The 13,150-nt window shown below is 57.2% G+C and carries 13 protein-coding genes and 3 tRNA genes; 9 read left to right on the top strand and 7 right to left on the bottom strand.

What is annotated here, in order from left to right; translation table 11 throughout:
* Nucleotides 1-94: 94 nt before the first annotated feature.
* Nucleotides 95-964: a lipase family alpha/beta hydrolase gene (locus ACRRSD_RS27680; protein ID WP_435038554.1), complete on the bottom strand. Its 870-nt coding sequence runs from the start codon at nucleotides 962-964 to the stop codon at nucleotides 95-97.
* A gap of 336 nt (nucleotides 965-1,300) precedes the next feature.
* Between ACRRSD_RS27680 and ACRRSD_RS27685 the strand changes: the two genes are divergently transcribed.
* Nucleotides 1,301-2,380 carry a hypothetical protein gene (locus ACRRSD_RS27685; RefSeq protein ID WP_435036415.1) on the top strand — a complete coding sequence of 360 codons (1,080 nt, stop codon included), beginning with the start codon at nucleotides 1,301-1,303 and terminating at the stop codon, nucleotides 2,378-2,380.
* A 55-nt stretch (nucleotides 2,381-2,435) separates the two neighbouring features.
* On the opposite strand, the gene ACRRSD_RS27690 is transcribed toward ACRRSD_RS27685, so the two are convergent.
* On the bottom strand, nucleotides 2,436-3,512 hold the full coding sequence (locus ACRRSD_RS27690; protein ID WP_435036416.1) for a 3-deoxy-7-phosphoheptulonate synthase: 1,077 nt from the start codon (nucleotides 3,510-3,512) through the stop codon (nucleotides 2,436-2,438).
* 616 nt (nucleotides 3,513-4,128) lie between these two features.
* On the opposite strand from ACRRSD_RS27690, the gene ACRRSD_RS27695 reads away from it, so the two are divergent.
* The 8 genes from ACRRSD_RS27695 (at nucleotide 4,129) to ACRRSD_RS27730 (ending at nucleotide 9,057) form a co-directional block, all read left to right on the top strand.
* Nucleotides 4,129-4,890: a carbon-nitrogen hydrolase family protein gene (locus tag ACRRSD_RS27695; protein ID WP_435036417.1), complete on the top strand. Its 762-nt coding sequence runs from the start codon at nucleotides 4,129-4,131 to the stop codon at nucleotides 4,888-4,890.
* Entirely contained in the window at nucleotides 4,887-5,330 is a 444-nt protein-coding gene (locus ACRRSD_RS27700) for a GNAT family N-acetyltransferase (RefSeq protein WP_435036418.1), read from the top strand. Before ACRRSD_RS27695 ends, ACRRSD_RS27700 begins: the two co-directional genes overlap by 4 nt.
* Nucleotides 5,331-5,457: 127 nt before the next feature.
* A complete protein-coding gene (gene gacA / locus ACRRSD_RS27705) occupies nucleotides 5,458-6,099 on the top strand; it encodes a response regulator transcription factor GacA (protein WP_016984198.1) in 642 nt (213 codons plus the stop codon).
* A 2-nt stretch (nucleotides 6,100-6,101) separates the two neighbouring features.
* Complete coding sequence (gene uvrC, locus ACRRSD_RS27710) at nucleotides 6,102-7,925, top strand: excinuclease ABC subunit UvrC (protein ID WP_435036419.1); 1,824 nt, start codon at nucleotides 6,102-6,104, stop codon at nucleotides 7,923-7,925.
* A 32-nt stretch (nucleotides 7,926-7,957) separates the two neighbouring features.
* Nucleotides 7,958-8,518, top strand: coding sequence for a CDP-diacylglycerol--glycerol-3-phosphate 3-phosphatidyltransferase (pgsA, locus tag ACRRSD_RS27715; RefSeq protein WP_007950102.1), 561 nt, complete (start codon nucleotides 7,958-7,960; stop codon nucleotides 8,516-8,518).
* Nucleotides 8,519-8,578: 60 nt separating this feature from the next.
* Nucleotides 8,579-8,654: transfer RNA gene (locus ACRRSD_RS27720), tRNA-Gly, on the top strand.
* A 46-nt stretch (nucleotides 8,655-8,700) separates the two neighbouring features.
* Nucleotides 8,701-8,774 (top strand) — tRNA-Cys (locus tag ACRRSD_RS27725).
* Between the two features lie 196 nt (nucleotides 8,775-8,970).
* Nucleotides 8,971-9,057: transfer RNA gene (locus tag ACRRSD_RS27730), tRNA-Leu, on the top strand.
* 63 nt (nucleotides 9,058-9,120) lie between these two features.
* On the opposite strand, the gene ACRRSD_RS27735 is transcribed toward ACRRSD_RS27730, so the two are convergent.
* From ACRRSD_RS27735 to ACRRSD_RS27755, 5 genes are all read right to left on the bottom strand, one after another.
* Complete coding sequence (locus tag ACRRSD_RS27735; RefSeq protein ID WP_435036420.1) at nucleotides 9,121-9,405, bottom strand: hypothetical protein; 285 nt, start codon at nucleotides 9,403-9,405, stop codon at nucleotides 9,121-9,123.
* A gap of 261 nt (nucleotides 9,406-9,666) precedes the next feature.
* Nucleotides 9,667-9,897 (bottom strand): hypothetical protein, encoded by a 231-nt coding sequence (locus tag ACRRSD_RS27740; RefSeq protein ID WP_008082703.1) that lies wholly within the window; start codon nucleotides 9,895-9,897, stop codon nucleotides 9,667-9,669.
* A gap of 118 nt (nucleotides 9,898-10,015) precedes the next feature.
* Entirely contained in the window at nucleotides 10,016-10,246 is a 231-nt protein-coding gene (locus tag ACRRSD_RS27745) for a hypothetical protein (RefSeq protein WP_435036421.1), read from the bottom strand.
* A gap of 71 nt (nucleotides 10,247-10,317) precedes the next feature.
* Complete coding sequence (locus ACRRSD_RS27750) at nucleotides 10,318-11,955, bottom strand: ATP-binding cassette domain-containing protein (RefSeq protein WP_435036422.1); 1,638 nt, start codon at nucleotides 11,953-11,955, stop codon at nucleotides 10,318-10,320.
* Nucleotides 11,956-12,102: 147 nt separating this feature from the next.
* Nucleotides 12,103-13,140, bottom strand: a complete 1,038-nt coding sequence (locus ACRRSD_RS27755; RefSeq protein WP_435036423.1) for a DNA topoisomerase IB — start codon at nucleotides 13,138-13,140, stop codon at nucleotides 12,103-12,105.
* Nucleotides 13,141-13,150 lie beyond the last annotated feature (10 nt).

A 13,150-nucleotide genomic window follows, 5' to 3' on the forward strand; every position in this document is an offset into this window, starting at 1 on the left:
GAAACTCTCCAATCTATTTCAGTAAAGTGTGGAGCCTACCGGATTCAGTGGGCGAATTCTCGGCAAAGTTCCGTTCGGTTGTCCGCGACCTTGCTCAGAGATTCGCGGCCCGCAAACGTGCGGCATGTTCAACGTACAGTGCAATCGGATCGGGCAGGGTAGTGACTGAGCCGGGCGAGCGGCGCAGGCTGTTCAGATGATCCAGCGGATAGTCGGAGCGGATTACATGCCCCAGGTGAGAGCTGAAGCGGCCGACGAAACCATCATTCTGTTCGGTCTCGGTCATGAAGTATTGCGATAGCGCATGGCAAACGCTTCGTGTCGGATCGAGTGTCGGCGGATTGTCGGCGGTCAGAACGCCGCTCCAGGAGTAATAGTGCACACCGTTGACCTGTTCCGCGCCGTGGCCGCCCCAGGTTTCGGGTAATCCTTGCGGAAACTTGTCGTTGAAATCGCCCACGCCCTCGGTCGTCAGAGCATTGAGTGCCGCCAGCGCGTTCTGTGGCAACGTCGCACTGCCGCTGAGCAGCGAAAGAAAATTGCCAAACAGTGTCGCCACATTCTGGGCGACCGCCTCCGGCAGTCGCCCGGGCACCAGTGCCTTGCGCAAAAAATCGGCCAGCTCCGAACCGTGGTTCGGACCGCTGACGGAAGTCACCGAGGCTACCGCGTGTGGTGCAAGCGCCGCAGCGTATCGGGCAGCCAGTGCGCCCTGGCTGTGTCCGATGAGGTTGACTTTGTCGGCACCTGTGCCTCGCAGAACACGATCAATCTGTGCAAGCAGTTGTTCACCCCTTGTTTCGTTTTTATGAGTGGCAGAAAGCTGTGGAACAAACACTCGACTGCCGGCCGTTTTCAGAGCGTCCTTTACATCATGGAACAGCTCGAAATGACCGATGCGCTCGAATCCGAACAGGCCGTGTACCAACAGGACGGGATAGCGAGTTGAAGCATTCCGTTGCATGTTCTTACCTTTTTCACAGAAGTTCATCGGGGAATCCGGTGGCCACTCTAAAACACTCATCCCGTTGAAGAAGTCAGAAGAGGCTTCTCTTGGCCGTTGAATCTGGACTAGAAGCTGTGCGAATTTTCAGATTCTTGTGAGATCCGAATCGGAAGTTGCCGCCATCTTTCGCTTGGTTGATGGGGAATTTGTGAAGTTTGCCTACCGAGTTCGAGGCAATTGCTGTGTGCCTGCGGCGGATTAGGCTGACATCGAAAATGGGCGGGATCACGTTCAATGTTGGCTGTCGACGCCGTCCATGAACACGGCGTTTTTTCCAAGGAATGGAGCCACTAAATGCACACGCACGAAGTCGAGTTTTGCTACCGGATGCGCCACCCCGTCAGTCCCCGCGTGTCGAATGAACTGCTGCCAGCGGCAACCCTTGACTCCCTGGAGGGGGCCACGCTTGATCCTTCGCTGGGCACGGTCGTTGTCCGTATCGCCCCGTATGCAAATATGGCCTGCGGCGATCAGTTGGCGTTGAGTTGGGAAGGTCTCGATATCGAGGGTTTTGCTTATCAGCACGAGATGGTGCGCTATGTCAGCGAAGCCCAGGTCGGCAAGGATGTCGTTTTCGTTATCAAAAGGTTGCATATCGCGGCGCTGGATGGCGGTTCGCTGGAGGTCTATTGGAAATTGCTCAGTGCGGGTTCTTCCACCCCTGCGTTTTCCGCACGCCTGCAATTGTCAGTGGGAGATACACACCCACAGTTGCTTGCCCCGATTGTCGAGGGTGCGATCGGAGGAACACTGGATCCGGCGCGAGTAAAGGAAGGCACGCTTGTCGTGCTCCAGCCTTACGCCAGAATGGCTGCAGGAGACCGGGTTACGTTGATGTGGGGCGCAAATGAATCGCCTGCAACGTTCAGCGACAGACTTAAGGTAGAAGACTTTGCTGTTGCAGACGTGCTGTCATTCTGGATCGATGGAGCGCACATTGCTGCGCATCTCGCTGGCGAGGTGGTGGTGCGCTATCAAGTCGAACAAGCCGGGGGAGCGGTTCGCGAATCCGAACTCGCGAGAGTTGTCATCACTCCGTTCTGCCAAGGTGAGCTGGATGCTCCCGATGTGCTTGAAGCTGAAGATGGCGTGCTGTTGAACGATGATTCGGTCGATGGCGTCACCATCGTGATTGGTAATGCCCGGACGCAGGAAGGCGAGCTGGTGTATCTCAAGTGCGACGGGGATCTTTTCAATCACCGGGATGACCGCGAGATCACTCGGGAGACCGCAGGAAAACCGCTGATCTTTATCGTTCCGCACCGGTTCTGGCGTGAGCACCATGGCACGACTGTGCGAGTGGCCTACACGGTTGAACGTCTGGACGATGTCAGTCAGGAATCCGCGGTGACGCAGGTACGAGTGGAGGCCTAGCGGTAACGTGGCCAACCCTCCGGTTCTTGAAGAGTCCGGAGGGCGAGCCCGATACTCAACCTATGGCGTTTGCGGAGAGACGCTGCGCGGCGTCAAGCAGCAAGTGTTCCGTTGCGCTGAAACCAAGGCAACCATCGGTAATCGAAACACCGTATTGCAAGGATGGGCTGAGCGGCTGGCAGCCTTCGAACAAGTGAGATTCGAGCATCATGCCGATGAGTGCTCGATCACCCTGCAAGCGTTGTTCCAGTACTTCGTTGAATACGCCTGGCTGACGTGAAGGATCCTTGCCGCTATTGGCGTGGCTGCAGTCGACCATGATCCGGCCGGGAATTTTCAGGCGGTTCAGATCGGCGTGGATGTTGGCCACACTTTCGCGATCATGGTTCGGACCTTTATGGCCACCGCGCAGTACCAGATGGGTGTCGGGGTTGCCTGGCGTTTGAATGATGGCTGGATGCCCTTGGCTATCGACGCCGAAATGCCGGTGCGGATGGGCTGCCGAACGCATGGCGTCAACGGCAATGGCGGCACCGCCGTCGGTGCCGTTCTTGAAGCCTACCGGCATGCTCAAGCCACTGGCCATTTCCCGGTGGATCTGCGACTCAGTGGTACGGGCGCCAATGGCCACCCAGCTAAGCAGGTCATCGAAGTAGCCTGCAGCCATGGGTTGCAACAGCTCAGTTGCCACTGGCAAACCGAGCCGGATCATTTCCAGCATCAGTTCGCGTGACAGAGTAAGGCCGCCAGCCATGTCATCACTGCCATCCAGGTGCGGGTCGTAGGCCAGACCTTTCCAGCCGACCGTCGTACGCGGTTTTTCGACGTAAGCCCGCATCACCAGCAGCATCTCGCCGCTGACTGCTTCAGCCAGTCGAGCGAGTTTGCTGGCGTATTCGAGTGCCGATTGTGGGTCGTGGATGGAGCAGGGGCCAACGATAACCAGCAGTCGCGGATCTTGGCCATTGAGAATGGCACGAACTGCCTGGCGATGGCCGGCGACTTGCAGGCTTAAGGCATTGCTCAGAGGCAATTGCTGTTTGAGTTGCAACGAGCTGGGCAGACGCAGGGTCAATGCTTCGTTGGCAGAGTTCAGCGTGGACAGTGGCAGAGCAGAAACGGACGAGTTCATATTCGGTCTTCCTGGGCTGGCGGCGGGTTCGTCCCGCACGCTCGGCCCTATTGGGGTGTTCGACAGTTGGCCGTATTGGCTATATGTGTGTGCTTGCCACCTGTAGGTGACCGATCGGAGGCGGCAGGCTGTCCCGAGCGGAAGCTGGTAAATCGCCAGGCGCTAAAGCTGTCGTAACGGTAATAAGTGGCGTAGTTCATTTCGTGAATCCTCAAAGTGTCTGGTGTGGTGCTGAAAAAATTCGGGGCTGAAAAAGCAAAACCCCCGGTCGGGAGGCCGACCGGGGGTTGAGAAATCTCTGGTAGGCGACCCGTTGTTATGGGCGCCGTTTGGGTATCAGGCGCGCCAGTGGCTAAACCAATACCCAAAATAAAAGCTGACCGGAGCGCAAACGTCATTCACCCGGGCAGCCGCAACCGAGCGCAGGGCGCTGGCGGTACGAAGCTGTGAAAGGGTGCTGAGCATGGTCTGTCTCCGATGAATGGGCCGAGCTTACTAGAGGCCGATGCGGCTCAGCAATCAGAAATTGCTATCGCGCGCTCAACAAAATGCCTATTGCCTGATTTGGGCAAGAGTGGTGACACTCAGCGTTTTGCTTGATTGCCAAGGATGAACCGTGTCGACACTGACCATTGCCGCAGCCCAAAGCCTCTCCCTTGCCGGGGATCTCCCCGGGAACATTGCAAGACATTGCCGCTTCATTGAGGCCGCAGCGGAGCAGGGTGTCGAGTTGCTGGTTTTTCCCGAGTTGTCGCTGACTGGCTATGAAGGAAAACCGGCCGCAGCGTTGGCGATCGAACCGCAAGATGCCGTGTTGCAACCTCTTGGGGATTTGGCCCGAAAGCTTGGGGTAACTGCCGTTGTCGGCATGCCAATTCGGCTGGAGGACAATGATTCGGTGCGCATTGGCGCTCTGGTTCTGGGCGCTGATGGCTCTCTCGGTGTTTACAGTAAGCAGCATTTGCACACGGGCGAGGAACTTGTTTTTGCACCTGGTTTCGGTGGCCCGACGCTGAATATCGGCGGGGACGTCGTCGCGTTGGCGGTGTGCGCCGATTTCACGCATGCCAGCCATGCCGCGGCGGCCGCCGATCGGGGCGCCAACCTGTACGCAGCCGGCGTATTGATCAGCGAGAAAGGTTACGCAGTCGATACGGCAATACTTCAGGGCTACGCCAGGCAACACTCGATGGCTGTTCTAATGGCCAATCACGGCGGGCTGACCGGCGGTTGGCAATCCGCTGGGCGTAGTTGCATCTGGTCTGAAGACGGTTCGCTGATCGTTGCAGCTCCGGGGGCGGGCGATCTTCTGGTCGTCGCTCAGCGCAAAGAAGGTATATGGCAGGGACGGGTTGTTCCTGTTACGCAAGCCCGATGAAATTCCACTTACGTCTTGCGACTCCAGAAGACCTGGCATTTGCCCGCGATCTCACCTGTCAGAACATGCTGCGCTATTACATTGACCATGACCTGTTATGGCAGGACGAAGCATTTGACGTAGCGTGGCCGGGGCGACAGAGCTGGTTGATAGTGCGGGGTGATCTGGCGGTGGGTTTTCTCAGTCTCAGCCGGGATCTGCGTGCGCTCTATATCCGTGAATTGCAGATTGCTGAAACGCTTCAGGGGCAGGGCGCTGGTTCCTGGGCGATTGATCAGGTTATCGACATGGCCCGCAAAGAAAGACGCCCGGCTGTACGACTGACCGTATTCGAGAATAATCCGGCGAGAAACTTGTACGAGAGAAAAGGCCTACAGGTTCAGGGCGCGGACGAGTGTTTTCTGCGAATGCAGCTTGATATCAGTACACCTGTGCTCTGAAACCCGCAGCCGGCAAGCCTTCAATGATGAATTGAAACTTTTTAAATGACGCTTTCCGCTAGGTCTGTGTGGCACTTTTTGCTAAGGTGTCCGGCATCCCAATATGACCATATCGCGAGGTGTCTGCTTGATTAGGGTGCTAGTGGTCGATGACCATGATCTCGTTCGCACAGGCATTACACGTATGCTGGCCGATATCGATGGCTTGCAGGTGGTTGGCCAGGCCGAATCCGGGGAAGAGTCCCTGATCAAGGCCCGAGAGTTGAAGCCCGATGTGGTGTTGATGGACGTCAAGATGCCAGGCATCGGCGGCCTCGAAGCCACGCGCAAACTGTTGCGCAGTCACCCGGATATCAAAGTGGTCGCTGTTACGGTGTGTGAGGAGGATCCTTTTCCGACACGCTTGCTGCAGGCAGGTGCTGCGGGTTATCTGACCAAGGGTGCGGGTTTGCCGGAAATGGTTCAGGCGATTCGCCTGGTGTTTGCCGGTCAACGCTATATCAGTCCGCAAATCGCCCAGCAATTGGCGATCAAATCCTTTCAACCGTCCAACGATTCTCCTTTCGATGCCTTGTCCGAGCGGGAAATTCAGATCGCGTTGATGATTGTCGGCTGTCAGAAAGTACAGATCATTTCCGACAAGTTGTGCCTGTCGCCGAAAACCGTGAACACCTATCGCTACCGTATTTTCGAGAAGCTTTCGATCAGCAGCGACGTCGAGCTGACACTGTTGGCGGTTCGTCACGGCATGGTTGATGCCAGCCTCTGACCATGACTGACACATTCGATTCCGGCGCGTTTCTCTCGACAGTCAGTGGGCGCCCGGGCGTCTATCGCATGTTCGACAGCGATGCACGCCTGCTGTACGTGGGCAAGGCCAAAAATCTGAAAAAACGCTTGGCCAGCTACTTTCGCAAAACCGGTCTGGCGCCTAAAACCGCTGCGTTGGTGGGTCGCATTGCGCAGGTCGAAACGACCATTACCGCCAACGAAACCGAAGCGCTGCTGCTTGAACAAACACTGATCAAAGAGTGGCGGCCGCCGTACAACATCCTGTTGCGCGACGACAAATCCTATCCCTACGTGTTTCTTTCCGACGGGCAGTTTCCGCGCCTGAGCATTCATCGCGGGGCGAAAAAAGCCAAGGGCAAGTACTTCGGTCCTTATCCGAGCGCCGGCGCCATACGCGAAAGCCTGAGTCTGCTGCAAAAGACCTTCTTCGTTCGCCAATGTGAAGACAGCTACTACAAGAACCGTACGCGGCCATGTCTGCAGTATCAGATCAAACGCTGCAAGGCACCTTGCGTCGGGCTGGTCGAGCCTGAGATTTATGCCGAAGACGTGCGTCACTCGGTCATGTTTCTTGAGGGGCGTAGTCACGCGCTGACCAACGAATTGTCGACGGCGATGGAGGAGGCGGCAATCAACCTGGAGTTCGAGCGGGCTGCCGAGTTGCGCGATCAGATCGCGCTGTTGCGCAGGGTCCAGGATCAGCAAAGCATGGAAGGCGGTACGGGGGATATCGATGTCATCGCGGCATTCGTCAACCCCGGTGGTGCCTGCGTGCATTTGATCAGCGTCCGTGGCGGACGCGTGTTGGGCAGCAAGAATTTCTTTCCGCAAGTCGGTATCGAAGAGAATGTGTCGGAAGTCATGGCCGCGTTTCTCGGCCAATACTTCATCAGCAGCCCTGAACGGGATTTGCCGAGTGAACTGATCGTCAATGTGGTTCACGAAGATTTTCCGACGTTGATCGAGGCGATCCATGAGTTGCGTGGCCGCGAACTGACCATCAGTCATCGGGTTCGCGGTACTCGTGCGCGCTGGCAGCAACTGGCGGTGACCAACGCAGAGCAGGCGTTGGGCGCACGCCTGGCCAACCGTCAACACACTGCCGCGCGGTTTGAGGCCTTGGCCGAAGTGTTGAACCTGGATGAGCCGCCGCAGCGCCTGGAGTGCTACGACATCAGTCATTCCAGTGGTGAGGCAACGGTCGCGTCTTGTGTAGTGTTTGGCCCGGAAGGCGCGATCAAGTCGGACTACCGGCGCTACAACATCGAAGGGGTTACGGCGGGAGACGACTACGCCGCCATGCATCAGGCCCTTACACGACGCTTCAGCAAACTCAAGGAAGGCGAGGGCAAGTTGCCGGACATCTTGCTGGTCGACGGTGGCAAGGGCCAGTTGTCGATGGCTAGAGATGTTCTCAACGAGTTGGCCGTGCCGGATCTGATCCTGCTCGGTGTCGCCAAGGGCGCCACGCGCAAGGCCGGCTTCGAAACGTTGTATCTAAATGATGCAGCGCATGAGTTCACCTTGCGAGGCGATTCGCCGGCGCTGCACCTGATTCAACAGATCCGCGATGAGGCCCACCGCTTCGCGATTACAGGGCACCGCGCCCGCCGCGGCAAAACCCGCCGTACGTCAACGCTGGAAGGCGTTGCGGGTGTCGGGCCGACCCGGCGTCGCGATTTGTTGAAACATTTTGGTGGATTGCAGGAGCTGTCTCGTGCAAGCATCGAAGAGATCGCCAAAGCCCCGGGGATCAGTAAAAAGCTCGCAGAGTCGATTTATGCGAACCTGCATAGCGAGTAGAATGCCCCTTCACCTCGTAGCCAGTTGTGCCGATGAATATCCCTAATCTGATTACCGTTCTACGCGTCCTGCTTATCCCGATCTTCATTTTGCTGTTCTATCTGCCTTACCAGTGGAGTTACATGGCCTCCGCCTCGGTGTTCGCCTTTGCGGCAGCGACAGACTGGCTGGACGGTTATCTGGCCCGTCGTCTGGAGCAAAGTACTCCGTTCGGTGCGTTTCTCGATCCGGTCGCCGACAAACTCATGGTTGCGGTAGCACTGGTGCTGCTGGTCCAGGAGCACGGCAATCTCTGGCTCACGCTGCCGGCTGCTGTCATCATCGGTCGCGAGATTGTGGTATCGGCCTTGCGTGAATGGATGGCCGAACTTGGTGCCCGTGCCCACGTAGCTGTTTCGAATCTCGGTAAATGGAAAACCGCCGCGCAGATGCTCGCACTGGTGATCCTGCTGGCCAATCCAAAGGACTTCAGTTTCTGGGTTATCCTGGGTTATGCCTTGCTGATGGTCTCTGCCGGCCTGACGTTGTGGTCGATGGTTCAATACCTTCGCGCCGCTTGGCCGCACCTGAAGACCGATGTCGAAAAGAAATAAAACTTTTTTGAATCAAGGGGTTGACGGAGCTTCTTAATTCTATAGAATGCGCATCACCAAGCGGGAATAGCTCAGTTGGTAGAGCACGACCTTGCCAAGGTCGGGGTCGCGAGTTCGAGTCTCGTTTCCCGCTCCAAGTTTGTACGTATTTGTTGTTGTGCTACTGACAGCAAATGCTTTGAGGCCGAGTAGCAAAATGGTTATGCAGTGGATTGCAAATCCACCTACGCCGGTTCGATTCCGACCTCGGCCTCCACTATAAACAAGCTCCGTAGATCCATGATTTACGGAGCTTTTTTATTTGCACTGCGTTGCAAGATTTAGTCTTGAAATACGGCCATTGCAAACTTGCTTCACCGGGAAGTGATGTATATATTTCCCGCTCTGCTGTTCAAGGTTGGATCCTTTCAGGATTGCGACTGTATAGCGGAGGAGAGCAGTACCGCGCTACCGCCCGAATGGCGAAACTGGTAGACGCATGGGACTTAAAATCCCCCGCTCGTAAGGGCGTGCCGGTTCGATTCCGGCTTCGGGCACCATGAATATCAAAGGCCTGCATGAGTTTTCTCATGCAGGCCTTTTTTTGCCTTTTTTATGCAGGGCTAAACGAACGCCTGCCCGCTAAAACCCCGAGGCAAGCGCTGAAGTCCGGCCATTGCAGTCAGCCGCTCGATCCATTCTGCTCGCCAGTTTGCTTCGCTGTGCGTGGCTTTGGTCTGGCGGGCCAATCTGCGGGCGGCATTACGCTGATCTTTTCGTGCCTGTTTGTAGGCATCGGTACTGCGGCAGCTGCGGCATTTCACACGATTGAGTTCTTGGCTTGCCGACAGTTGTTTGCCTTTGTGGCCACAGGCGAGATGCCCGTCAACGTTGAAATGGATAACCATGAACTGTCTCCTTTGCGACGTGTATTAATTTGGACAACTCACCTCCTGTGCCGTTCGGCAATGCGGCGCAGGCAAAAAAACACCCGCATGCGGGCGGGTGAGGGGGGTGCAAAGGAGTGATTTCACTGTAGCCGCGCAGATGTGATCGTTATGTGAAAAACCGCAATCGCGGGAAAATAAGCAACTCGGACAGGCAAATGCGCGGTGACCTGTGTGTCACCGCTTTTCAGGCAAAATCCTGAGACCTTGGCGAGGTCGCTGTCATCTGAACCGAGGCAGCGGCCGATCGACAGGTTTGAGCGCCGACAGCGTATTGCGAATCAGCGGAGCATCCTTCTCTATATCGTTCAGCCGGTCACGGATGCGCAGGGCAGTCGGATGTCCGCCTTGGTGGTCGACCCAGTCGGCGATCTCTTTGCAGGCGGCCGCGAGGCGCGCTTGGCGAGCGTCAAGCAAGGTGAGGAGGGTGGTGATGGACTCTTTTTCGGACATGGAACACCTCCGTTCAATGAAACCTGAGCTGCAGCAAAAAGCCCGCGTGTTGCGAGCCTTCTGCCGTGGGGCGCCGCTCCTTCAGCTGGTTTCAGTATAGACCCGCTTCTGATCGGCATCAGCCGGATGACTCGCGGGCCGGTAGTGGGGAACTCGCTGCGTTGAGACGCTTGCATTCGCGCTGTGCGTCTTCCTCTTTGTCATAGCCATCGCCGATGAAACCGCCCGTACGCGTATCGCGGATGCGAAACCAGCTCTGCGCTTCGGCTGGATCATGCGGACTGTCTCCGGCGCGTCGACCGTGAATAATGATCTTGTTGCAACGCTTCACGACGAAAATGTCTTCCATGGCGTCACCGCAGCTGATTCGTGTCAGATCAACTATAGAAGCCCTCGGCAATCGTGCAAAAAATACACAGCTCAGCTCGTCGGTTGCCAACGCCAGCCTTCGAAGTGCCAGATCAGCTGATGGCTTGGATTTAACGCCCGTAGAAATGCCTGATCGTGGGAAACCACAACTATCGCACCGGGAAATGTCTGTAAGGCGTGTTCGAAAGCTTGCACCGATTCCAGGTCCAGATGATTGGTTGGCTCATCCAGCAGCAGTAATTGCGCGGGCGTCTGGCGCCACAACGCCAACGCGAGGGCTGCCTTCAAGCGTTCGCCGCCACTGAGTGAGGCGCATGGCCGGGTGACACGTTGTGCGTCCAGTTGCAGATGAGCGAGGAAGCTGCGCAACTCACCTTCGCTCAAAGGCGTTTGCTGTGCCTGCAATTGATCAACAATGGAGGTGTCGTCATTCAACAATTTCAACTGTTGATCGAGAAAGGCAAAAGGCACATGCGTGATGCACTCGCCACTCACCGGCGCCCACTCGCCAGCCAGCAATTTCAACAGCGTCGATTTGCCACAACCGTTATGACCGCTGACAGCAATGCGCATTGGCCCCTGAATGGTGAGGTCAAGCCGAGAGCTGGGCGCATCTGCGGACAACCATGGCAAACAGGCGTCGATGAGTGTGCACACCCGGCGATTGCCTGGAACCACGCTACCCGGAAGATTGATCAGCACGCTGTCGTCCGGCTGGACGTTTGCATACGCCTCACGGACGCGTTCATCCAGATCGGATTTGCGTGCCTGGTGGCCGACCTTTACCTGCCCCATGATTTCCCGCGCGGCCGCTTTCATGGCTGCCCGCTCGAAGCCCGAAACGTTGGCGGTTTGCGCATTGCGCCGGCTGCCGGCGGCATGGCGCTGAATAGTGTCGTGCTCGCGTTGTAACCGCGTGCGTTCGCGCTGACGCTCGGTGCGAGCCTGATCGAGTTGCGCCTGTGCTGCCTGTCGATGTATTCGGCGCTGCTCGTCGAATACCGAAAACACTCCACTGAAAACGCTTGCCCCCGTAGGCGTAAGTTCGATGATTCGCTGCATCTGCTCCAGTAATTGCCGGTCGTGACTGACGACGATCAGGCCGCCACGCCAGCGTTCAAGCGCGCTCCTCAGCCATTGTCGACCGGCACCGTCGAGGTGATTCGTCGGCTCGTCGAGTACGAGCATTTGCGCCGGACTCAGCAGCGCGCCGATCAGGGCAATTCTGGCCTGCTGACCACCGCTTAGATTTTCGGTGAGGTCCGTAGAGGTGATGTCGTCCAACCCGGCCTCATCGAGCATCTGGCGCAGGCGCTCCGCCAGATCCCAGCGTTCGTCGATAAGATTGAAATCGTCAGCAGTGGCGTCACCAAGCTTAAGTCGCTCCAGTGCGCTGAACACCTGGGTCGTTCCCGTTGCTTCGGCCACGCTTTGCTCGGGTGTGATAACAAAAGTCTGCGCGACGTAATGCGCGGGAACTGAACGTATCACGTCGCCGAAGGTGGGCTGCAACTGTCCGGCAATCAGGCGTGCGAGCACGCTTTTGCCGACACCGTTGCGCCCGACGATAGCGGTCGGTTGATGATCGAAATTCAGATTCAGGTCTTCAAACAGTGTTGCGCCATTGGCGAACTGAAAGCCCAGTTTATTCAGGGAAACGAGTGCGGCTGTACGCGAGACGTGAGTCATCGGCACCTCCAGAAAATGTCGTGAAAACTGACAAGCGCCAAGAGCGGCGTGTCGCGATTACATTTTTTAGGAGGCGGGGTTGTTCACTTCTGCGGTCGTCCGGGGAGGAGGAGAAGGTCGTTAGCCTAGATGACGTTTTACAGTGGATCAAGGGGCGTCGGTCATTTCGCTCATGCGCTCGAGAAACATCGCCAACGCCACTTCCTCGGCACGCAGGCCTTTGCGCACGCGTGGACGAGGCAGTTCAGCGAGGGCGCCGAGCATGAATTTTTCCACCACCGCGGGATGGATGTAGCACTTGCGGCACACCGCCGGCGTGTTCCCCAGTTGCTTGGCGACGCTTTTGACCATCTCCACCACATGGCGTTTGGCCTCGGTCTCGGATGCCCACTGCAATTCACGCAAGACCGACAATGCCAAAGCGCTTCCGGCCCAGGTGCGGTAATCCTTGGCGGTGAAATCGGCACCGGTCAGGGTTTGCAGGTAGGCGTTGACGTCGGAAGAACTGACGGTGTGTCGCTCACCGTTTTCATCCAGATACTGAAACAGGTTCTGTCCTGGAATTTCCAGGCAGCGCTTGATGATGCGCGCCAGGCGGCGATCCTTGACCGTGATCTGGTGTTCGATGCCGCTTTTGCCGCGAAACTGGAACAGGATTGCGCTGCCGTTGACTTCGACATGTCGGCTGCGCAGGGTGGTCAGGCCGTAGGAGCGGTTGTCGCGAGCATATTGGGTATTGCCGACCCGGATCAGTGTGGCGTCGAGCAGGGTGATCACCGTGGCCATGACTTTGTCGCGACTGAAGCCGGGCGCGGCCAACAGCGCTTCCAGTTGCTTGCGCAGTTTCGGCAAGGCCAGACCGAACTCGCGCAGGCGCGAATACTTGTCTGCATCGCGCACCTCACGCCAGCGCGCGTGATAACGATATTGCTTGCGGCCACGGGCATCACGGCCGGTGGCTTGCAGATGACCGCGCGGGTCAGGGCAGATCCACACGTCGGTATAGGCCGGCGGCACGGCGAGGGCATTGATGCGTTTGATTTCGTCGATGTCGGTGATGCGCTGGCCTGACGGTTCGAAGTAGCAGAACTTGCCGCGCAGTTTCTTGCGGGTGATACCGGGCTGGGTGTCATCGACGTAATGCAGGTCGGATGGCAATTCGGCAGTCAGCACGGTGTCGGGCATGGCAGTTTCC

This window comes from Pseudomonas neuropathica (assembly GCF_051174785.1).
GTDB lineage: Bacteria > Pseudomonadota > Gammaproteobacteria > Pseudomonadales > Pseudomonadaceae > Aquipseudomonas > Aquipseudomonas neuropathica_A.